This is a genomic window from Cytophagales bacterium (genome assembly GCA_019456305.1).
Lineage (GTDB): Bacteria > Bacteroidota > Bacteroidia > Cytophagales > VRUD01 > VRUD01.
This window is the reverse complement of the sequence record VRUD01000027.1, coordinates 1-22,774: the sequence shown is the minus strand read 5'-3', so window position 1 is coordinate 22,774 and position 22,774 is coordinate 1. Positions and strand designations below refer to the sequence as shown.

Sequence of the window (22,774 nt, the reverse complement as noted above, 5' to 3'; positions counted from 1 at the left end):
AGATTTTTCAAAATGTTTTTTACCTCTAATTTACTTGTACATCATGTTAGGGCTTGGCTTTTATCTGCCAATGTTGATTTGTCGTTTAACTAAACAAACTAAACACTTTTTCTTTCAACATTTTTGGAATTCGTCCAATTTTTTTCTTCGAAACATAGTTTGCCAAGAATAGAGAAAAAGAAACAACAGTTCTTTCTCTATATTCCGTAGCATGTTCTTCATCTCTATATTTTTTCTTTGTATTAAACTTGATAAACTTGTAATAATTATCTAATACATTTTCCAGTTTTATTGTCCGGTCTCTTAAAATATCTTGGTGTAGAATCAATGTGTCAATATCAATTATGACGATAGGTCGTACACGATCAGTATTAAACCCCAGTTGGTTTAATTTATTTATTTCTTCCTGAAACCAATAATTAACTAATACATTTAAGCCTGCTACATTGAATTGATGGTCATGTAAAATGATTATTGGATATATATACAATGAACCCTCGTTATAGTTGGTGTCAAATGAAAATTGTTTTGATAATACTCTCTTTATATTATTAAGCAATTGAAGAACTGCTTTATTTTCAATTTTTCCTTTATTGTCATCAAAATATAGCTTCTTCTTAAACTCTCTTTCGTATTTGTTGTAATCATAGGAAGTTTTTATCACAGAATTAATAAGTATGTCTTTAGATTCAAATATGAATAAATAATTGCCTTTTCTAATGTAGTAATCAGGTTCAGCGTTAATACCATGCTGCTTTATTATTTCACCACTAAACTCTATATATCTATTCTCATAAATACTGTTTAGAAGTTTGTATATAAGTTGCTTTTCAGAAAAATCATTACAATAAATGCCTCTAAAATTATTCATCTTATGTGCAAGTGGCAAAGTTTTGTTTATCTCATTCAGTATAAAATACAATCCTTTAAATATTTTTTCTACAACGAATAAGCTATATATAATTCTATACACACCTTCTGAAACTCTATAAAAAGGTTTGCTTCTAATTGTCTTGAAATCATAGTCAACCATTGTATCAGATTCTTGAGCAATTAGTTTATCAATAAATTCGCAATTTTCTTTAAAATTTTCATCTCTTGTAATGATAAGATCAATGTTGGCTTCTTGTTCAGCTTTAATTAAAGAAAAAGTAAGCGGTAAAAACCTATTTAGATATTCTTTCCAATCAGAACAATTAAAATGTTTATTAAATTTTACAAGAAGAAGTTGAGTTTTTGGATTTGTTTCTAAGAATTCAAATAGAAATATAGATTTAATTATCTGTCCTACAAATACTTCCTTTATATCATAATTAATTAATTCCGAATAAGGGTAAGATTGCGATAATGAAATCCCTGCAATTCGGAGCCATTGAGGAAGGTTCTTTGTTGAAATAAATGCAGTTTGCTCTTTGGTTGTATTTTGTTCATTTAAATAGAGATATGCTTTAAAAATATTTACTTCCGCTTCTGCTTTCTTTTGTGTCTCATCATTGGAAAGATTGTCAAAACAATATTCAAATAATTGCAAACTGCTTTGAGGTTGGATGATAATTATTTCTTTTCTCTTATCATCTTCGAGTTTCATAAGTTTGAAATAAATTTGATTTGCTATCGAATTGTTTTCTGCGCAAAAAAAGGTTTCCAATAGATTTTTATAATTTTCATATTTTGACTTTCTGTTTGAAAAGCCTAAAAAGAATGCTGCTACATTCAATAACATTGATCGGCTTATACCAGTTAAGTATGTTTCTAAATCTTTAGGTTCTTCGTCAAATACTGCACTGAATTCTACAAGTAGTTTTAAATGTAATCCTTTTTCCATTTTTTGGATGATTTTTATCTACCATTTTTCAGCTTTGCCACAAACTTATAGTTAAAAGTAAAAAGAAACTTTTTAGTAAATTATTACCCAAAATCACTCATTTCTTTTCAGCTATTTATTTCAATTCTATTAATCTTTTGATCCCTGGTGGAATAGTTGTTGCGTTGCTTCCTCTGAAAAGAACTACAGGAACAATTTTAAAAAGAATAAAAAAAACAATCTCACTTTACTTTTGTTTATTATAATGGAATAATATTTTCTTCTATTTAATGAAAATATCTTTTAAAGATTTATATGCTTTGTCAATAATAGTTTGAGACATCCACAATGTTGACCGTTCAAGCTGATAAATTGCTGACCTTGCTTCATTATAATTTAAATGTCCAACTGCAGTTCCCCAAAGTACGATGCCTAATGAACCATGAACCTCTAAATCTATAGAATTTGCAAATATTCTTGCCGCTGAATCATCCGTTAAAAACCATAACGCTTTTACTCGTTTTGCAAGTATTACGGCTTCCGATTCTCCAGCATCAAGCAACCCTGAATTCAACAAAAGACTTGCTTCATCAGAGTCTTCTTTTATTAAAGTATTGACAATTATCCAGGAAGGCTTTTGATCTAACCATGATTTATCAAGATATTGTAATTCTTCATTAACTTTAAGGGGTATCAAAATTTTCCCTGCTTTTTTCAATAACCATAACAAATTTGACTGTTTTAAGTGTAAAACAGGGCCCGTATCACATACCACATTTTTCATTTTCCCCTGTTTTTCTTTATTTCTAATGCCCATTTAATGTCTTCTTCCATGAATTTATCCGTTAATTCAATACGATGATTTCTGATAAATTCCTGTAAAGCTGCTCGCATTACTTCTGATTCATTGTTAAACCAACCTGTTTTTACATAGTTTCCCATGGCAACTACTATTTTTTTTGGTAAATCAATTTTCATTGTTTTCATAATATTTTTTTAGTGTTATTCTTTGCGGTAAAACTACAAAATGTTCCTAACTATATAAACTATATGCTCAAAATTCTTTTATAAAATTATTCCCTAAAACTACTCATTTCTTTTCAGATATTTATTTTGTTGCGTTAATGACAATTAGAGAAAAATATAAGCAATTAAGAAACCAATCATTTGTTAAAAAAATGATTATTGATTCTGTTTATGCCACTATGAAATTGGAAGGACAAGGTATTACGAAAAATAAGTTATTACAATTATACAATATGGTTATTAAAGAAAAAACTATTCAAGCGGGATAATCTGCTCTCTAATCTTTTTTTGAATTTCGTTTTCAATGCCGAATTGTTAAAGAATCCGGTATAATTCGCTCAAATCTTTTATTTCATAAGTAGGGTTATAATTGTTTATTCGCACTTCCGGATTAAAGAATATTTGCTTTATTCCTACCCCTTTTGCACCCAATATATCTGTTTCATGATCATCACCAATCATGATACATTCTTTGGCAATCGCATCAGCCTTTTGTAAAGCATATTCAAATATCTTTTTGTCGGGCTTTCGACAACCAGCCCGTTCGGAGGTGATAATGTTAGTAAAATACTTTTTCAAACCTGAATGTTCTAACTTCATACACTGAGTTTCCTCAAAGCCATTGGTTAAAATATGTAATTGATATTTTTTTTGGAGATAAGCTAAAACCTCATGAGCAAATCGAATTATGTTGGATTTTTTAGGACATATCTTCAGATAATCAATAGCAATATTTGTACATAGATCTTTTTGTTTTATTCCGAGATCATTCAAGGTTGCTACAAATCTATCTTTTCTTAGAATTTCTACATCTACAGTTCCGTTTTTGTATTTTTCCCATAATTCTGTATTTCTTACCTTGAATTGAGTGATAAATTTTTCCACTGTAAAATCACCTGAGTCATAAAGTCTGTAATTTTGATATAATTCTTCAAGGGTTTCCTGTGAATTTTTATCATAATCCCAGAGTGTATCATCAAGGTCGAAAAATATATGTTTGTAGTTGTTCATAAATAAATCTCAAGATTAAACTACCACCTAAAAATCTAAATTAAAAAAAACAACTTAAATTGTAAGCATTATTAACATCATGCATCAAATTATCAGTTACTGGATGCTGGTTACTGGGTGCTGGTTGACCCTATTATTATTAATTTTTTACTTTTACGGCAACTAAATTAAGGAAGTATCATAACATTTACATTCACCCCGTTAGATATTTTTATACTATCAGGTAAATGTTTATAAATGTTGCATTATATGTTACTTGTTTGTTGCTTTTATTGATTATATCTAACGGGGTCAACTTTTCTTTCTTTTTAATTTAGATTTTTAGGTACCAAATTAATTATTGCTAAGTAAATTGAGAATGACGCTATGCGCCATGCTTTAACTTACAAATCCCTAATTGTTCATTCTCATATAACTCCCGGTAGGTCTCCAGGTCATTTGTCAATGTGGTATCTTTTTGAAGATAATTAAATTGCCGGTTGATTATGTCTGTTACTTCATCTTTGATATAATAAAATGCCCACTGATCAATTTTCCTGAATGTCAATATACCTGCATTTTTCAAATAAGTAAGGTGGCGTGACGTTTTGGTTTGTGTAAAATCCAGTACCAATTCAAGGTCTGAAATACACATTTCTCCGTTTTTCAGTATCAGATTTAAGATCCTGACCCTTGATTCATCACTGAGCGCTTTGAACATTTGAGTACCGGATGATAAATTAAAATGTTTGATTCTCATATGCAAATATAATAAATTGTTGTATTGTTAAATTGTTTTATGTTTTATAATCATTGAATTAAACCAGGAAAAGCAACTCTTGTTAGGGTAAAAAATTTTGAAATTTATTAAAATTGGTTGAAATTTGGAAATATATTTTGTATCATTGTTATTGATTAATTTCTATGAAGTGAAAAAGTTACAATTTTATATAGCTCTGTTTTCTGTATCTTTAATTTTTTCAGGTGCATTTGCCCAGGAGAAGGAGAGGATCATTCAGTTTTCCGGGCTTGTGGTTGGCGGTGACAGCTTGTACGGAATTTGGGGTGTGCATATTTATGTCCCGCATTCAGGCAGAGGTTCTATCAGCAATGAATATGGATATTTTTCAATGCCTGTATTAATTAGCGACAGTATTATTATCAGTGCGGTAGGTTTTAAAAAACAACATATCATTATTCCTGATGATGCAAAAAACCAAAGTTATACGGCCATTATTGAATTAATAATAGATACCACCATTCTTCCGACAGTTGAGATATATCCTTACCCGACCGTAGAATTGTTTAAGCAGGCTTTTTTAGCGCTGGAGCTGGATGATGAAAATCAGTCAAATGCTCAAAAAAACCTGGATGAAAAGGTGCTCGCACGGATCCTGTATGACTCTGAGATGGACGCCAGCATGAATTATACTAACTACATGAACCAAGAGGTCTACAAGATTTCTACCCAAAGATTTGACCCAAGATATGCAAATCCACTCCTCAACCCATTTGCATGGATAGCATTGATCCAGTCAATTCGCAGGGGGGATTTTAAGAGGAAGAAAAAGATTTGGGAGGAGGAATAGGTAACACGGATTGCCCGTAGAGACGTCCAAATTGGGCGTCTCTACGGGCAATCCGTGCTATTTATTTCTTCCTCCCTTTCTCTACCCGCTTCTTCTTTGCCTTATCCAACCGCTGCCTCAGCTTCTTTTCAAAGAAATACTGTATGGGAAATATAATTAGTACCACCGCGGTGTTGATCAGCACTTCGTATAAGGGCTGATCGCCTGTGAAGGCTTCGGTATAGGGCTCTATAAGTTCGGTGATAAACTCAAACAACAGCACAAAAGGTACAAACGATAAAGCATTGACAAGCCACCCGGGCATTACAAAATTACCGAGAAAGATAATTATTGTAAGTAATACAAATATACCGATGGCGATTGCACCATTTTGCAGGTTGTTTCTGTGTGATGTTTCTTTGGCTTTCTTTAGTTCCTGCTCTTTTTCGCGCTGCTCTCTTTGTTTGAGCGCCATTTTGAACTCAAACTTACCTTCTACCTTGCCAATGGCTTTTGACATGGCGTTGTTGTGGACCGTATCGCGCATTTGTGTGTAGAGTTCGTTGTACTCTATAGCTGTTGCATAGCGCTCACCATACTCCCACAAGCCCTGTTTTTTGGCTTTTTTTGCCATGGCTTTGTATATCTTGTGCAGGCTTCCGGCAGATCTCATTATGTTTTCAGGATAGCCAAGCTCCTCTGCTATTCTGAGTGAGCGCGTGCAGTAGTCTGTGGCTGCGGTATAGTCTTTACGTTCAAGATATAACTGTCCTATGTTATTTAATGAGTAGGCGATGCCTCGTTTGTCATTGATCTCTTTGCCTATCTCCAGGCTTTGCAGGTAATATTCCAGCGCCATGTCAGGGTTACCCTGGTTTTTATAGATAAGGCCTATGTTATTTAATGAGTTAGCGATGCCTTGTTTGTCGTTGATCTTTTTTCTTATCTCAAGACTTTGGAGTTGATATTCCAGTGTTTTATCATAATTACCTTGATTAAAATAGATAGTCCCTATGTTATTTAATGATCTGGCTATGCCTTGTTTGTCATTGATCTCTTTTTTTATTTCTAAGCTTTGCAGGTAATATTCCAGCGCCTTGTCTGGGTTGCCTTGGTTGTCATAGATAAATCCTATGTTATTTAATGAGTAGGCGATGCCTTGTTTGTCATTGATCTCTTTTTTTATCTCTAAGCTTTGCAGGAAATATTCCAGCGCCTTGTCAGGGTTGCCCTGGTTTTTATAGATCATACCTATGTTATTTAATGAGATGGCGATGCCTTGTTTGTTATTCATTTCTTTGTCTATCTCCAGGCTTTGGAGGTAATATTCCAGCGCCTTGTCTGGGTTGCCTTGTACCTCGTGAATATAACCAATGTTGTTGAGCGCATCTGCTTTTGCTTTTTTAAAGGCGAGCAATACCGCTCCTTTGCTGCGAGGAATGTTTTTTTCGGCAAGGGCTAATGCTTTCTTGTCGTATTCTGTAGATTTTTCGGGAGATGCCAGGTAGGTGGCATCGGATAGTTCAAGGTAGAGCTGTACCCGGATGGTGTCGTGCTTTGCATTGCTAAAGGCGTTTTTGAGGGAATCGAGGACTCGGTTTTGGGTGCTGGGCGCTTGGTGCTGGGTGGGAGCTGAGTTTTGAGAAAGATATGCGAGTAATTTTGCCTCTACTTGCAAACCCGCAAGGTTTTTAAAACCTTGCGGGTTTTGAAGGTAAGTTTGTGATTGAGAGTCAGTTGGCGATTGCAACTGCTTAAAGATAAAACTGCCTGCATTTATGATAATAAGAAATATAAACAACTTCTTTATAATTCTTAATATCCTTGCTTTAAAATTACCGACTTGCTTTTTGCTACTGCTACTACTACTCCCCTTACTCCGCTTTCTCGGATTACCAATCCGAGCTACAGCCCGCTTTTTCTTTGCAGTGTACAACCGCCCTCTCAGCTTTTTTTCAAATATGTACTGTATGGGAAATATAACTAATACCACCATGGTGTTGATGAGCACTTCATAAATGGGCTGATCTCCTGTGAAAGCTTCGGTATAGGGTTCTATGATCTCGGTGATGAACTCAAACAGCAGTACAAAAGGTATAAACGATAAAGCATTGACAAGCCACCCGGGCATTACAAAATTACCGAGAAAGATAATTATTGTAAGTAATACAAATATACCGATGGCGATTGCACCATTTTGCAGGTTGTTTCTGTGTGATGTTTCTTTGGCTTTCTTTAGTTCCTGCTCTTTTTCGCGCTGCTCTCTTTGTTTGAGCGCCATTTTAAACTCAAACTTACCTTCTACCTTGCCAATGGCTTTTGACATCGCGTTGTTGTGGACGGTATCGCGCATTTGGGTGTAGAGTTCGTTGTATTCTATTGCCGTTGCATAGCGCTCACCATACTCCCACAAGCCCTGTTTTTTGGCTTTTTTTGCCATGGCTTTGTATATCTTGTGCAGGCTTCCGGCAGATCTCATTATGTTTTCAGGATAGCCAAGCTCCTCTGCTATTCTGAGTGAGCGCGTGCAGTAGTCTGTGGCTGCGGTATAGTCTTTACGTTCAAGATAAATCTGCCCTATGAAATTTAATGAGTAGGCGATACCTTGTTTGTCGTTGATCTCTTTTTGTATCTCTAAGCTTTGCAGGTAATAATCAAGTGCCTTGTCAGGGTTGCCTTGGTTGTTATAGATAGAGCCTATGTTATTTAATGACATGGCGATGCCTTGTTTGTCATTGATCTCTTTTTTTATTTCTAAGCTTTGCAGGAAATATTCCAGCGCCTTGTCTGGGTTGCCTTGGTTGTCATAGATAGCGCCTATGTTATTTAATGAGTAGGCGATACCTTGTTTGTCATTGATCTCTTTTTGTATCTCTAAGCTTTGCAGGTAATAATCCAGTGCCTTGTCAGGGTTACCCTGCTTTTTATAGATAAGGCCTATGTTATTTAATGAGATGGCGATACCTTCTTTGTCATTGATCTCTTTTAGCATCTCTAAGCTTTGCAGGTAATATTCCAGCGCCTTGTCGGGGTTGCCCTGGTTGCGATAGATAACGCCTATGTTATTTAATGAGATGGCGATGCCTTGTTTGTTCCCGCTTTCTTCGGGATGTTCCACATTGATCTCTTTTTTTATCTCTAAGCTTTGCAGGAAATATTCCAGTGCCTTGTCAGGGTTGCCCTGTAAATTGTAAATAGAACCGATGTTGTTAAGGGCTGCTGCTTTGGTTTTTAAAAAAGATGCATTTTCCTCTTTGTTGGAGGCAGTGAGGTTTTTATTGATAATCTCAAGTGCCTGTTTGCAAAGCGAGATCATTGTGTCAGGATCAGAAAGATATAATTCTTCTGATAATTCAACCAGCAGACGGACTTTGGTGGTGTCGTGCTTTGCATTGTCAAAGGCGTTTTTGAGGGAGTCAAGTTGAGGATTTGAGTTGTCAGGTTGTTGCAAGAGGAAACTACTTGCAACAACGGCTATGATGAATATGATCAGTTTTTTCACGGTTGAATTAACGATGCCATCGCTTTATTAGTTAACGATCAATTAATTAATACTGTTGTTGTTTTAAGTAATGATTTCTTTGAACGATGCCATCGCTTTATTTATTTAAAGATCAATGTGCTAATACTGCCTCCGTTTCAAGCAATGATCTCGTTAAATATAATAGTTTGAGCGATGGCATCGTTTTTTCGAGCGATGGCATCGTTAGTGTATTCATTAGTGTAATTCGTGTAATTAGTGGTTTCAAAATTAGTGAAATTCTTAATTAGTGTAATTCGTGTAATTAGTGGTTTCAAAACGCCCTGTTGATCCCTACCACATACCTAAATTTTACAAATTCAGGGGAGACGGCAGGCGTCCTGTTCAGGAAGAGGGGCATATCAAACCTGATTGTCAACGGTTTTATACGTAACCGGCCGGCTTTTATAGTTAGCGCGCTGCCTATACCGGCATCCATTCTAAAGCTGCCCAATTTTTGATTTCCTTTACTGTTTATATAGGTTAGAAGTCCCATATCAGTGAAAAGGTATGCATCTAAATGAAAGTATTTTCTCAATTTTTTGGGCCTGAATTTTATGAATCTGTCAAAATCCAGCTCAAAGTTAGCGCTGATCCCTGATTTGCCAACATAGTTTAAGATAACGGCATCTTTTGTACCGTCAGGGGACAGATATCCGGCATATCCGCGAAGGTTCAAACCTCCTCCATGCTGGAAATGGTTTACATCTGTACCATAGCCCACCCATTCAGCAGGTATAAAACCAACTGCACGTGTAAAGTTGTTATTATATAATGTTTCAGGATTGGCGCCGGCAAGGTATAGCGAAGATTCACGTGGCGGCTCTCCATATCCGTATTGGGCAAAGAATCGTGTTTTTAGTTCAAATTTTCCCAGGTAATTATAATTCACACAGGAAACCTGAAGATAAGAATAATTGAAATCACTGCCAATAAATGGAACTCGAATTCCTGCATTAAATACACCACGCCCTTTTCTATACCTGTATATGCGTTGAAAACCCATATCAAGTGTATTGTTAAGCGAATTTACAGACCAATATGATGGATACAGGAGGTATAACGTATCTGTATCCTTTGCTCTAAACATTGATTTGAATTTTATATATATTTTTGAAAATTCACGATTGTATTGGTCTTGTTTTTTGAATGTTTTTTCAAGGCCTAGCCCTGCACTAAATAAGCCCGCATTGTGGTTAATATATTGGGTAAGCCAGGCATTTCGCCAATATTTGTTTAGATTTTCTTTAATGGATAAATTAAATGAAACAGGATTATTGTTATTTTCTATGCTGTTTTCAAAATTGCCTTGAAGTAATCTTGAATTATACCATATATTTGCCGAATAAAAACTTTTTTGATTGAAATAGTTTCCTTCAGCGTGTAATCCAAACTGGAATCCATCATAGCTGTTATACCAGATATCAGGCCTCCAGTAATTTTGTTGTGTTGTCCATTGTGGGGTGGAAGGCAGCCTGTTGTCAAATTTCCAGGTAGAAATCCCTTTTCTCCCTAACAAGGAGAACAAGGAGGGTAAGGTGGTGTTCCATTTGTTGTTTCTCAGGTCAATGTCGGCAAGATAATGCCTGGGGTCTATCTCAATTTCTTTGATCTTGCCATCAATGGCTATTTTTGCGGTATAAATGGGCGCTAAGCGGTCCCAGCCATACCATTTTGGAAGGATAGTTACTAAACTATCCCCCGCCCCCCTTGCCTGCGCCTTTTGGGATTCGGCAGGCAGGCGTCCCTTGTTCCTTTCTTTTACAAACCATGTATTAGGGATATGATAATTATATTGTAACCCATTTTTATTAGTAACGGTAAAATCAAGAGGCATTTGCATTCTACCCAATCTTTTAAATGTAATTTCGTAGCTCTGTTCCTTTTGTAGAGACGTTGCATGCAACGTCTCTACAAAAGGAGGGTCTTCAGACCTCTCCTTATTTTCTTTACTGCCACTGCCACTTCTTTTAACTTTTTGAATGGCATAATCAATATACTTAGTGGTTTCCAACCATTGGTCAAAGAACCAGTTAAGGTCAGTTTGTGTATAGTCAATAATTGCTTTGCGGAAATCTTCGGGATATGGGTGGCAAAATTTCCATTTATTGAAATAATACTGCATTGCTTTTAAGAACAACTCATCACCGAGGACATATACTAAATTGTAGAGCATTACGCCTGTTTTATAATAGACCAAACCATATCCACCTCCGTGTCTTAATGCACCATTATATGCAGCAGAATGGGTATTAAGTTTTTCATCATAGCCTTCGTGCACGTTTTTAAGGTAGGGGTAATAAAGGCGATTATACCTGTAATTATTTTTGAGAGATGGAGGGCGCGGAAGTAATGTGTCCCGTTCAAGTTTATTCATACACCACACCGTTAAGAATTGCGTAAATCCTTCATCTAAAAAGGCACGATAGGTTTCGTTGTTGCCAACCATTCCGTAAAACCACATATGTCCGATCTCATGGGCTAAAAGGCTTTTGTGCCGTGGGTACAAGCCACCGTCTAAAGTCAGCATGGGATATTCCATACCGTCTCTGGCATCTGCTACAATGATCTTGGGCCAGGCATACATTCCAAAATCCTGTGAATATAATTGAATTACTTTAGCTGCGTATTCTGCTGATTTTTGCCATCTTGATGCATGGGGCTCCTGGGCCAGCGCTATTACCTTGATCCCTTTCCATTCAATTTCACCAATCCTGTAAGTAGGATCCGCAGTAAAAGCAAAATTATGTACATTTTCTGCGTGGTAGATCCAGGTTTTTATTTTGTCATTTTTTTTAGGAATAACTATTGAAGGTGGAGAGTTTAAGGGGGTATCTTTAAAATTTGTAATATCTAATAGTTCCATTAATGTGTCTGGTAGAACTTCCCCGGGATTTTGCAGAATGCCGGTTGCTTCTACAATATACTCATGGGGAAATGTTAATGTTACGTCAAAGGTCCCAAAATCGGAATAAAATTCCTTGTCAAGGTGTTGATCGGTGGTCCAGCCAAATTTTCTGTCATAAACACAGATAGCCGGATACCAATGCACCCCGTTGTAGTGCTTATTTCCAAAGAAGTAATATCTCTTCATTCTTCTGCGCATAGACCCCTGGTCAAAGTAGGTTTTGAATTGCATCGTTACGACTAAGGAATCCCCGCTTTTTAAGGGTTGGTTTAATTTTACTTTTAGAATGGTATTATCCAGTTCAGTTTCAACGGGAATTTGATTTATTTTTAAATTTTCAATAACTGTACCGAGTCCTTTTTCTTCATACCTTTTGCCAAATATTGGCACCCTGTTATTATTGAGCCAGAGATTATGGTAGTAAGAGCCAGGTTGAAAAGTATTCTGGTAAAGATGAAAATAGAGTTCATCAAGGTCATGCGGAGAATTATTCCAATAGGTTAGCTTATAGTAAGCAGCGTCAATAATGTCTTTTTTATCATCAATAGTCGCTTTGATTTCATAATGTACATCTTGCTGCCAATAGCCTGGATGAGGGGGCCTGTTTTTCCAGTAGTCAGCCCCCCTAAATCCCCCCGAAGGGGGGACTTTGCCATCGCTTTTGCCTTTGGCAATTGGGGGGCTAAAGTCCCCCCTTCGGGGGGATTTAGGGGGGCTGGTAGGGGGGCTGGTAGAGGGATTGGGTCCTACTTTTGGTAACGTGTCATTTTGTGCAAGCAGTTCATGGCAAATAATCAATAAGAAGGTAAAAAATAGAAGGTTTTTCATAATTCTTGTTTTTATATTGGGCAAAAGTAAAAAAAATGTTATTAATTGCACACTTTAAGGAGGATTTGAAAGATCCATGAAAATGAAACCACTAATTACACTAATTACACTAATTAATAATTACACTAATTTAATTTGTGTAATTCGTGTAATTCGTGGTTTCATCAGTCCTCCCGGGTACTCGGGGGGACACAAGTGTGGTAAAAATTTCTTCTGTTTAAGCAGGTTTTTCAAAGATTCCTCACAAATTTTCAAATTACCATATTGAATTAATATGCTTAAAAAACTTTGGCAAACAGCTACTCTAAAAGCGCTGGGTGCATGGCGTAAAGCGCATGGTGTTCCCTACGCTCAAGGCCCACCTGCCAATACGAGGGCTTATACCTGGCAAGCAGGCATTTTTCGCTCCCGGGTTACTCGGGATGCTATGCTCTATGCGCTTTGCGCCATGCTATTATGTTTTTCTCAGTTGCTTATTGCCCAACAAAAAATTGTAGTTGTAAAAGGCAGGATCACTGATGCACAAACCGCAGATGGCTTGCCCTTTGTGAATGTCTATTTTAAGGGTACAACAATTGGCACAACCACAGATTTTGAAGGGTATTACAGGTTGAGTACAGATAAACCCACCGATTCATTAGTTGCCTCTTATATTGGATATATTACAAAAGTTAAAGCAGTGAAGTTAGAAAAGAGAGATTGGAAGATGGAAATTTCCAAAGTAGGTTTCATTAAACCAATTAATTTTCAATTGGAAAGTGCCGCTCTGAAACTGAAAGAAGTAGTAGTGGTTGCAGGTGAAAATCCTGCATTTGCAACCATGAGAAAAGTTATTAAAAACAAATCAAAAAATGATAAAAGATCACTGTCTGCTTATGAATATGAGAGTTATAATAAGATTGAATTGGATATTGATAACATTACTGATAAATTCCGAAATAAAAAGATCATGCGGAAGATCACATCAATTTTTGATAGTCTTCAGCAATTAGCAGGTGAGGACGGCAGGCCTGTTTTACCGGTTTTCGTTTCAGAGTCAATATCTAAGTATCACTACCGTGATAATCCCAAAAAATCCAGGGAAGATATACTCCATACAAAAATTACCGGGGTAGGTTTGGATGATGGAACTTTGGTATCACAAATAATTGGTACTTCATTTCAACAGTATAATTTTTATGAGAACTGGCTCAGTATATTGGAAAAAGATTTTGTTTCTCCTATTGCCGATGGCTGGAGACTTTATTACCAATATTTGTTGGCAGACAGTATGTTTCTTGGAAATGAGTGGTGCTATAAAATAGAGATCAACCCCAAACGTCCACAGGACCTTGCATTCTGGGGTACTATTTGGATTGCAGATACTTCCTTCGCATTGAAACGGATTGATGTTACGGTTGGTAAAAGCGCCAATCTTAATTATATTGAAAAAATTAAGATACAGCAGGAATTAAAACAGACTGAAGCTGGTGCATGGCTGCCGGTTAAAAACCGTGTTTTGATAGATATAGCTGAAGTTAAAGATGATTGGGCAGGAATGCTTGCGAAGTTTTATACATCAAACAGGAACTTTAAAGTTAATGAACCAAAAGATATAAAATTCTATGAAGATAAGATAGTAGTAGCCGAAGATGCTCTTCAAAATATGGATGATAATGAATTTTGGGCCGAACAGCGCCATGATACACTTACAGCAACAGATAGGAATGTTTATGATATGATAGATACGCTAAGAAACATGCCACTGATCAAAACTTATATTGATATTATAGATATAATCGTTAACGGGTATTACTCACTTGGCAAGATTGATCTTGGTTCTTATGCGTTTTTATATACCTATAATAATATTGAACATTCAAGGATCCGGATAGGTTTCAGAACAAATTATGATTTCAGCAAAAAATTGATATTTAAAGGATATGTTGCCTATGGTACCTTTGACCGGAAATGGAAATATGACGCTAAGGTAAGATATATTGCAAGTTTCAATCCCCGTACCGAAATGGGGTTCGGGTATAAGTATGACCTCAGGCAGGTTGGTTTGACTGATGAAATTGAAAATAACCTTTTTCTTGCCTTTTCAAACTATGGCGTATTGAGTAAGCCTTTTTATAGTGAGGAAAAGAAATTATGGATACAAAGTGAATTTGTAAAAGGTATTACAGAAAAAATCACATTCAAAAATTATTCATTTATTCCTCAGTTTGATTTTCAATACCCTACTCCAGAACCAAATGGAGGGGATACGGTAATAAATGATTTTGTCACAACCGAAGTGACCTTTGAATCAAGGTTTGCAAAAGATGAGGCTTTTATACAAAACGACAATGAAAGAATTAGCCTTGGAGCTAAAAAATGGCCTATTCTAACGATTAGATATACATTGGGTATAAGCAACGTTCTTTTTAGTGATTTTGACTATCATAAAGTAACTTTAAATATAAGCGATAAGTTTAGGTTAGGTCAGTTTGGTATTTCGTACTATTCACTTACTGCAGGACATATTTTTTCAGTGCTGCCTTATCCGCTCCTGGCAGTGCATCTGGGAAATGAAACACCCTTTTATAACAGGGAGACCTTTAATTTAATGAATTATTTTGAGTTTGTCAGTGATAGTTATGTATGGCTAAATTACAGACATCATTTTAACGGGCTGATATTTAATCGAATCCCTTTATTTAAGAAATTAAAATGGAGAGCGATTGCAACAGCAAATGTGTTGTTTGGAGGCGTAGTAAGAGAAGATAATATACCAAAAGAAGATCAACAATTTGGAACACTAGATCAAGAATTTAAAATACTAAAAATACCTGGGGTTATAATTCCCTACGTTGAGGTCAGCTATGGCATTGAAAATATTTTAAGATTGTTCAGGGTAGAAGCATTTCATCGCTTAACATACTATAATAAAACTAAATATCCTCATGATAATAATTTTGGGATTAGGTTTTCGGTGCAGTTCAGGTTGTAATTGTTAATTTTGTAGAATCGATCAAAACCTCAAAACCAATATATTAAAAATATGTATTTTCAATCAGAACAACTTTATCATATTTACAATATAGGTAATAATAAACAGAAAATATTTTTTGGAAGGGAAAACTATCTTTTCTTTTTGAGAAAAATTAAAGAATATTTACTTGATTATTGTGAAATATTAGCATATTGTTTAATGCCAAATCATTTTCATTTTTTAATTTATACAAAGAGTTGGCAATCATCTGATGACTGGATGATACGAGGCGATGGGTCATCCGATGAATGTGTGAAGGGAAAAGCCACCTATTCATCGGATGACGCCAACCCTCTTCCCAACCAGTCATCCGATGACGGCCTAAGCGTAAAGGGTAAGCTATCATCTGATGACTGGATGATACGAGGCGAGGGGTCATCCGATGAATGTGGGAGGGTAAAATCCACCTATTCATCGGATGACGCCAACCCTGATTCCAACCAGTCATCCGATGATAACCAGCTCTATAAACTCAATAACGCTATAGGTGTATTATTAAGATCATATACAAGAGCTATTAATATACAAGAAAGAAGAACCGGATCTTTATTTCAGCAAAAAACAAAAGAAAAATGTTTAGATGCGTCATCTGATGAGTATTATCCCCTTATATGTTTCAACTACATCCATAAAAACCCAATGGAAGCTGGTTTGGTTAAAAGGATGGAAGATTGGGAGTTTTCCTCTTTTAAAGAATATATAGGAAAAAGAAATGAAACACTTTGTAATCAAAAATTGGCTAGAGAATTAGTTGATCTCCCCAGCAATAAAAAGGAGTTTTATGAAATGTCGTATAAAATTATTGATGATGATGATGTGAATAAAATATTTTAAAAAACATGAAATTTTATATATTTATAATTGGCACTTTTTTATTCTTAAACGCTTGTGGTTCCAAAAGCGATAGTGATAATAGTATCCACGAAGTTCAACTTGAAACAAACCCCACAGAAGCTAAGCTACTAGCTGTAAGCGATGCCATCAAAAATAACCCCGAAAACCCTGAGCTTTATTATAAAAGGGCTAAACTATACCTGGAAGCGGGTGAAGATACACTGGCTTTGAATGATATTATATTTGCTCTTGAAAAGGATTCTATAAATGGAAAATATTATTTCATTAAATCTAAAGCATACAGGGCAATTAATAAAATTAAATTGAGTTTGAAAGCAGCGGAAAAAGCAGAATTGTTGCAGTTAAAAAATCCGGAACTTTTTATATTGATCGGAGAGATGTATTACATCGTCATGCAATACCAAAAAGCATTTGATTATATGAATAAAGCTCTCAGGATCACTCCTTTCAATGCTGATGCTTATTTCTACAAAGGGATGATATACGCTGAAATCGGAGATACTGCCAGAGCCATTTCAAACCTGCAAACAGCTATTGAGCAAACCCCTGAATATGTTGAAGCGCATAATAACCTTGTAAGACTATTTAATGCCAGGAAAGAATACGATATTGCCATGCAGTATATTAACTCCGGTTTAAGGTACAACGCGGCCAACCCGTTCCTGTATTATAATAAAGGAGTTACATTTCAATACTTAAATGAATTGGATACTTCAAAGGCGTGTTATTTAAAAGCATTGGAATTTGATCCTGAATTTTATCTGGCTCATTATAATCTGGGCGTATTGGCTTTCAATGAACGAAATTATGATGATGCGGAGATATATTTTTTGAATGCAATAAATGCGCAGGGCCCCGCCAGTTGGCGGGGCAGGGCCCCGCCAACTGGCGGGGTAAAGAGTAATCAACAGATGAGTTCTGCTTATTATTTGTTAGGACGAACTTATGAATATAGAGCCCGCAAAAAGGAAGCGATCCCACAATATGAAATGGCTGTTAGTTTAGATTCTCTGAACCAGGATGCAGCGGGTGCGCTGAAAAAGTTAAAGAGGAAAATATACAGGAAGAAGGTGGTTAAGCAGGTGGTGCAAGTATCTCAGGATTCTGTTAAAACGGTTTTAAGTGATACTATTCGGTAAGCTACAAAGCGCATGGGGTAGCACAATAGCCCCGCCAGTTGGCGGAATTCTCTACGCTCAAGCAGTTTTTTGCTTCCGGGTAACTCGTGACGCTATCCTCATTAAGTGTGATTTTTACGTTGATCATTAAATTATTTAAGTAGGGATTTACTTTTTGAAAACGAATAACGATTCAACAATCAATGGGTGAAAATCAAAAATTAAAAATAAAGATCACCTTCCCTGACGGAACTATAAAAGAGTTCCCAAAAGGTACAACCGGCCTCAATATTGCTTCCGGCATTAGTGAAGGACTTGCCCGAAACGTGCTGGCAGCAAAAGTCAATGGAGAAGTATTGGACGCCACAAGACCCATCAATAGTGATGCTGTGGTGCAGTTGTTAACCTGGGATGACAAGGGAGGTAAAGCTGCATTCTGGCATTCCTCAGCACATTTAATGGCAGAAACGCTTGAAGCGCTGTATCCTGGTATAAAATTCGGTATCGGGCCACCCATTGAAAATGGGTTTTACTATGATGTTGATTTTGGCGATAGAGAGTTTTCGTCTGAAGATTTTCAGAAGATAGAAAGTAAAATGCTTGACCTGGCAAGGCAAAAAAACGTTTTTTTGAGAAAGGAAATTTCTAAAAAAGATGCTGTAGATCATTTCAATAAAAAAGGAGATGAGTATAAATTAGATCTGCTGAAGGATCTTCAGGATGGTGAAATTACCTTTTACACCCAAGGGAACTTTATAGACCTTTGTAAAGGCCCACACATACCAAATACAGCATTTATTAAAGCTGTTAAATTAATGAATGTAGCAGGCGCCTATTGGCGGGGCGATGAAAACAATAAACAGCTTACAAGGATTTATGGCATTACCTTCCCCAGGCAAAAAGAATTGACAGCGTACCTGGAAGTAATTGAAGAGGCAAAAAAACGTGACCATCGAAAACTGGGAAAAGAGTTGGAGCTTTTTACTTTTTCTGAAAAAGTAGGATTGGGTTTACCATTGTGGCTCCCTAAAGGAACTGTTTTAAGAGAACGTTTGATGGATTTTCTGAAAAAAGCGCAGCAAAGAGCAGGCTATCTGCCTGTAACTACCCCACATATTGGAAATAAAGAACTCTATATAACTTCAGGGCATTACGAAAAATATGGCAAGGATTCTTTCCAGCCAATTGCAACCCCCAGCGAAGGGGAAGAGTTTTTTTTAAAGCCTATGAATTGCCCCCATCACTGCGAAATCTACAAAAGCAAGCCGCGTTCTTATAAAGACCTTCCTGTTCGTTTAGCAGAGTTTGGCACCGTTTACCGCTATGAACAAAGTGGGGAATTACAGGGTTTGACACGTGTGCGGGGTTTTACCGTTGATGATGCACATATTTTTTGCCGCCCTGACCAGGTCAAGGAAGAATTTTTAGCAGTTATTGACCTGATCATGTACGTTTTTGACGCCCTTGATTTTAGAGATTATACTGCCCAGATATCTTTGAGAGATCCACAGGAAAAAGAAAAATATATTGGAACAGATGAAGATTGGGAAAAAGCAGAACGGGCTATTATTGAAGCAGCCCGGGAGAAAAAATTAACCACCGTCACTGAATTGGGTGAAGCCGTATTTTACGGTCCAAAACTGGATTTTATGGTCAAAGATGCACTGGGCCGAAACTGGCAATTAGGGACGATACAGGTTGATTATCAACTACCCGAAAGGTTCCGGTTAGAATACATAGGGTCAGATAATCAGAAACATCGCCCTGTGATGATTCATAGAGCGCCATTTGGGTCATTAGAAAGGTTTATAGCTGTATTAATTGAGCATTGTGAGGGAAATTTTCCTCTTTGGCTTTCACCCGAACAGGTAGCTGTATTGCCTATTTCAGAAAAATATGAAGTTTATGCTCAAACGGTCTTATCAGATTTACAAACAGATGATATCACGGGTTTTATAGATAACCGGGATGAAAAGATCGGGAAAAAAATTCGTGATGCCGAATTAAAAAAAGTGCCTTACATGATAATCGTTGGTGAAAAAGAAGAGAAGGAAGGAAAAATAGCAGTGAGAAGACATGGAAAAGGGGACTTAGGCAGCTTTTCCCATGAAGAATTTGAAAAAATGTTCAGAGATGAAGCAAAGGTGGGGGAGTTTAGGACATAACGTTGTAAATTGATCCCGAGTACTCGGGATGAAGAAAAAATATGATAAAATTGCTGGTTACTGGGTACTGGGTACTGGTTGCTGGGTAAAGGTAGTGATTACCGTCAGAAAGAATTACCAACCTGCCTGCCGAAAGCAAATAATCCAGAACTCAGTAACCAGAGCCCAGTAGCTGTTCATTAAGAACACAAATAATAGATTGAAATATAAATTTCATTTAAACATTGAAATTCCGATAAAATAAAATTGATTTAATTTTATATATTTTGAAAATATTACGATATTTACGCCCAATTGGTGTAATAGAAAAGTTAGACCCCGAGTAAAAACGAGGCATTTTGTATAGAGGAGGCTCCGACAGAATCGGGATTTCGCTGTCGCTCAACATGCCTCCTCTATACTATTTTCTAATTTCTAATAAAAAAAGGAGGTAAAAATCGGTAAATTTCAAGGAAGGTTTAAAAGACGTGGCAGGGTGGAAGAACCCTTCAGGGTGAATGGGAAAATAACAGCCATGGAAGTAAGGGTTGTGGGCGAGGATATTGAGCAGGATGTATATAATATACAGGACGCAATAGAGCTGGCTAAGGAAAGGGGGTTAGACCTTGTAGAAATAGCGCCTAAAGCTAATCCTCCTGTTTGCAGGATCATTGAATATACTAAATTTAAATACCAGTACAAAAAGAAACAGAAAGAGTTAAGAGCTAAAGCTCAGAAAATAGTAATTAAAGAGATCAGGTTTGGACCCAATACAGATGTTCATGATTTTGATTTTAAACTCAAACACGCAATAAATTTTTTAAATCATGGCGCTAAAGTTAAAGCCTACGTTCATTTTCCAGGAAGAACAATAGTCTATAAGCAAAAGGGAGAAGTATTGTTGTTAAAATTTGCACAGGCTTTGGAAGATAAGGCCAAAGTTGAATATATGCCAAAGATGGAAGGTAGAAGAATGATTATGATATTAGAACCTAAACAAAAAAAATAAGAACATAATTTCATAAGTTGATCCCGAGTACTCGGGATGAAATTACTAAATATTGAGCGAAGTAAAAATAATAAGTTAGTTACTGGGTACTGGGTGCTGGGTACTGGTAGAGTGAATACTGTCAGAAAGAATTACTAATAACCCAGAACCCAGTAACCAGAGCCCAGTAGCTGTTCATTAAGTGCACAAAGGATAGGTTTGAATATAAATTTCATTTATCCCGAGTACTCGGGATGAAATTCCGATACAATAAATTATGCCAAAAGTAAAAACAAATTCAGGAGCAAAAAAACGCTTTAGGTTAACCGGCACCGGTAAAATTAAAAGAAAGCACGCTTTTAAAAATCATATTCTGACTAAAAAATCTATTAAAAGGAAAAGGAAATTAGGGATGCCGGCCTTAGTGCACAGGTCTGATGAAAAGAGAGTGAAACTTTTGCTTAATATCTAAATTAACAAATTTTTTAATTGAATTATGCCAAGATCAGTAAATGCAGTCGCTTCACAGCTAAGAAGAAAAAAAATATTAAAAGCCGCTAAAGGCTATTGGGGCAGGAGGAAAAATGTATATAGCGTTGCCAGAAATGCTGTAGAAAAAGGTCTATTGTACGCATACCGTGATAGAAAAAATAACAAGAGAATGTTTAGAAGACTTTGGATCCAAAGAATAAATGCCGGGGTACGAGAATATGGAATGTCCTATTCACAGTTTATGGGCAAGCTTAAGCAGGCAAATATTGATATTGACCGGAAAGTACTTGCTGATCTGGCTATGAACAATCCTGAAACATTCAAGGCTGTTGTGGAGAAAGTACAATAGAAAAAAATGGTTATATGGTTATATGGTTATATGGTTTTATGGCAACTAAATTGCCAGCAATTAAGCAGCGAGTTTAAACCTATGAGATTAGAGACGCCCAAATTGGGCGTCTCTAATCTCATCACAAACCATTTAACCATATAGCCATATAACCATTTGTTGATTAATAACGAAAGAATCTATTTATTACTAATTAGTGTCTGTCTATAAAGTCAGTTAATTATTAAAAAAAACCGTTAAAACGGTTAGTGTGTTCTAATTTCTCATTAACCCCTGACTTAAGTCAGGGGTTAATGAGAACTAAAAAGGTATAACCGCTTTAGCGGTTTTCATAATTGCCCTACTTTATAGACAGACACTAATTAATGTTGCAAAACTAAATTGTTGCTACACTAGTTGGCGAGGTAGCTCAGTTGGTAAGAGCGCAGGATTCATAACCCTGAGGTCGCGGGTTCAAATCCCGCCCTCGCTACAATTGGGGCTAAATCTATGAGTAAAACGAAATTCCAGCAAGAGTATGAGATAAACGCATCTGCGAATATCCTATATCCTTATATTAGTAGTCCTGACGGATTAGCACAATGGTTTGTTGATGGCGTTAGTGTTGATGAAGATAATATTTATAACTTTGTATGGGATGGTGAAGATCATTTTGCAAAAATGGTATCATCTAAGCATAATCAGTATGTGAAATTTCAATTTATTTCTAAAAATACAAAACAAAACAGCGATCCTAATTATTTAGAACTTGAGTTATTAAAAAATGAAATTACTGAAACAGTTTATATTAGCATTACAGATTATTCTGAAATGGATAATTTAGAGGAGTTGAATGAGCTATGGTCTTGTTTTATTGACAACTTAAGGGAACTTGTAGGAGGGTGAAATAGAATTTTAGATTTAAAGTATGAGTCCACTCTAAAAAGTTAAAAAAGAAAAAATGCCACTAAAACACCAAAGCACTAAATCCCACAAAACCCTGAAAATCAATTAGTTAATTTTTAGTAGGATTTAGTGTTTTTGTGCTTTTGTGGCGAAAATTGACTTTTTAGAGTGGACTCAAGTATAAAAATAGCTATTTTAAAAAAAAATCACTGTTGTCCGATAAAAACAATTAATATTTAGGATTAAACATAACTATCTTTGCAAAAAAAATAAGGCAAGAGCC

General features: G+C 36.0%; 16 protein-coding genes and 1 tRNA gene. 10 read left to right on the top strand and 7 right to left on the bottom strand.

The features are described from left to right. Window positions 1-85 precede the first annotated feature (85 nt). The 5 genes from FVQ77_07525 to FVQ77_07505 form a co-directional block, all read right to left on the bottom strand. Complete coding sequence (locus FVQ77_07525) at window positions 86-1,825, bottom strand: hypothetical protein (protein ID MBW8050174.1); 1,740 nt, start codon at window positions 1,823-1,825, stop codon at window positions 86-88. A gap of 262 nt (window positions 1,826-2,087) precedes the next feature. Further along, entirely contained in the window at window positions 2,088-2,588 is a 501-nt protein-coding gene (locus FVQ77_07520) for a hypothetical protein (protein MBW8050173.1), read from the bottom strand. Next, window positions 2,585-2,791: a CopG family transcriptional regulator gene (locus tag FVQ77_07515; GenBank protein MBW8050172.1), complete on the bottom strand. Its 207-nt coding sequence runs from the start codon at window positions 2,789-2,791 to the stop codon at window positions 2,585-2,587. Before FVQ77_07515 ends, FVQ77_07520 begins: the two co-directional genes overlap by 4 nt. A gap of 354 nt (window positions 2,792-3,145) precedes the next feature. Then, entirely contained in the window at window positions 3,146-3,841 is a 696-nt protein-coding gene (locus FVQ77_07510; protein ID MBW8050171.1) for a noncanonical pyrimidine nucleotidase, YjjG family, read from the bottom strand. A gap of 364 nt (window positions 3,842-4,205) precedes the next feature. Then, window positions 4,206-4,580, bottom strand: coding sequence for a metalloregulator ArsR/SmtB family transcription factor (locus FVQ77_07505; protein ID MBW8050170.1), 375 nt, complete (start codon window positions 4,578-4,580; stop codon window positions 4,206-4,208). Window positions 4,581-4,749: 169 nt separating this feature from the next. On the opposite strand from FVQ77_07505, the gene FVQ77_07500 reads away from it, so the two are divergent. Then, window positions 4,750-5,409 (top strand): carboxypeptidase-like regulatory domain-containing protein, encoded by a 660-nt coding sequence (locus FVQ77_07500; protein MBW8050169.1) that lies wholly within the window; start codon window positions 4,750-4,752, stop codon window positions 5,407-5,409. Window positions 5,410-5,470: 61 nt separating this feature from the next. Here the strand turns inward: FVQ77_07500 and FVQ77_07495 are convergent, their stop codons facing one another. Beyond that, the gene (locus tag FVQ77_07495) at window positions 5,471-8,890 is read right to left on the bottom strand and encodes a tetratricopeptide repeat protein (protein MBW8050168.1); all 3,420 of its coding nucleotides are present in this window, start codon (window positions 8,888-8,890) and stop codon (window positions 5,471-5,473) included. A 292-nt stretch (window positions 8,891-9,182) separates the two neighbouring features. Continuing rightward, window positions 9,183-12,644 (bottom strand): M1 family metallopeptidase, encoded by a 3,462-nt coding sequence (locus tag FVQ77_07490; protein ID MBW8050167.1) that lies wholly within the window; start codon window positions 12,642-12,644, stop codon window positions 9,183-9,185. Window positions 12,645-13,071: 427 nt separating this feature from the next. Here FVQ77_07490 and FVQ77_07485 point away from each other — a divergent pair, with 427 nt between their 5' ends. The 9 genes from FVQ77_07485 to FVQ77_07445 all read left to right on the top strand — a co-directional run bounded on the left by FVQ77_07485 (window position 13,072) and on the right by FVQ77_07445 (window position 22,491). Then, the gene (locus FVQ77_07485; GenBank protein ID MBW8050166.1) at window positions 13,072-15,618 is read left to right on the top strand and encodes a carboxypeptidase-like regulatory domain-containing protein; all 2,547 of its coding nucleotides are present in this window, start codon (window positions 13,072-13,074) and stop codon (window positions 15,616-15,618) included. 51 nt (window positions 15,619-15,669) lie between these two features. Next, entirely contained in the window at window positions 15,670-16,494 is an 825-nt protein-coding gene (locus tag FVQ77_07480) for a hypothetical protein (protein MBW8050165.1), read from the top strand. A gap of 5 nt (window positions 16,495-16,499) precedes the next feature. Beyond that, complete coding sequence (locus FVQ77_07475) at window positions 16,500-17,654, top strand: tetratricopeptide repeat protein (GenBank protein ID MBW8050164.1); 1,155 nt, start codon at window positions 16,500-16,502, stop codon at window positions 17,652-17,654. A gap of 182 nt (window positions 17,655-17,836) precedes the next feature. Then, entirely contained in the window at window positions 17,837-19,798 is a 1,962-nt protein-coding gene (gene thrS, locus FVQ77_07470; GenBank protein MBW8050163.1) for a threonine--tRNA ligase, read from the top strand. A 514-nt stretch (window positions 19,799-20,312) separates the two neighbouring features. Next, window positions 20,313-20,786 (top strand): translation initiation factor IF-3, encoded by a 474-nt coding sequence (locus FVQ77_07465; protein MBW8050162.1) that lies wholly within the window; start codon window positions 20,313-20,315, stop codon window positions 20,784-20,786. Between the two features lie 256 nt (window positions 20,787-21,042). Then, entirely contained in the window at window positions 21,043-21,237 is a 195-nt protein-coding gene (gene rpmI / locus FVQ77_07460; protein MBW8050161.1) for a 50S ribosomal protein L35, read from the top strand. A 24-nt stretch (window positions 21,238-21,261) separates the two neighbouring features. Next, window positions 21,262-21,606 (top strand): 50S ribosomal protein L20, encoded by a 345-nt coding sequence (gene rplT / locus FVQ77_07455; GenBank protein ID MBW8050160.1) that lies wholly within the window; start codon window positions 21,262-21,264, stop codon window positions 21,604-21,606. 398 nt (window positions 21,607-22,004) lie between these two features. Next, window positions 22,005-22,078: transfer RNA gene (locus FVQ77_07450), tRNA-Met, on the top strand. Between the two features lie 68 nt (window positions 22,079-22,146). Next, complete coding sequence (locus tag FVQ77_07445) at window positions 22,147-22,491, top strand: ATPase (protein ID MBW8050159.1); 345 nt, start codon at window positions 22,147-22,149, stop codon at window positions 22,489-22,491. Window positions 22,492-22,774 lie beyond the last annotated feature (283 nt).

Bases quoted from the DNA above. Each gene is read 5' to 3' on its own strand.
- FVQ77_07525 (MBW8050174.1), bottom strand. From the start codon at position 1,825: ATGGAAAAAGGATTACATTTAAAACTACTTGTAGAATTCAGTGCAGTA.
- FVQ77_07520 (MBW8050173.1), bottom strand. From the start codon at position 2,588: ATGAAAAATGTGGTATGTGATACGGGCCCTGTTTTACACTTAAAACAG.
- FVQ77_07515 (MBW8050172.1), bottom strand. From the start codon at position 2,791: ATGAAAACAATGAAAATTGATTTACCAAAAAAAATAGTAGTTGCCATG.
- FVQ77_07510 (MBW8050171.1), bottom strand. From the start codon at position 3,841: ATGAACAACTACAAACATATATTTTTCGACCTTGATGATACACTCTGG.
- FVQ77_07505 (MBW8050170.1), bottom strand. From the start codon at position 4,580: ATGAGAATCAAACATTTTAATTTATCATCCGGTACTCAAATGTTCAAA.
- FVQ77_07490 (MBW8050167.1), bottom strand. From the start codon at position 12,644: ATGAAAAACCTTCTATTTTTTACCTTCTTATTGATTATTTGCCATGAA.
- FVQ77_07485 (MBW8050166.1), top strand. From the start codon at position 13,072: ATGCTCTATGCGCTTTGCGCCATGCTATTATGTTTTTCTCAGTTGCTT.
- FVQ77_07480 (MBW8050165.1), top strand. From the start codon at position 15,670: ATGTATTTTCAATCAGAACAACTTTATCATATTTACAATATAGGTAAT.
- FVQ77_07475 (MBW8050164.1), top strand. From the start codon at position 16,500: ATGAAATTTTATATATTTATAATTGGCACTTTTTTATTCTTAAACGCT.
- thrS (MBW8050163.1), top strand. From the start codon at position 17,837: ATGGGTGAAAATCAAAAATTAAAAATAAAGATCACCTTCCCTGACGGA.
- FVQ77_07465 (MBW8050162.1), top strand. From the start codon at position 20,313: ATGGAAGTAAGGGTTGTGGGCGAGGATATTGAGCAGGATGTATATAAT.
- rpmI (MBW8050161.1), top strand. From the start codon at position 21,043: ATGCCAAAAGTAAAAACAAATTCAGGAGCAAAAAAACGCTTTAGGTTA.
- rplT (MBW8050160.1), top strand. From the start codon at position 21,262: ATGCCAAGATCAGTAAATGCAGTCGCTTCACAGCTAAGAAGAAAAAAA.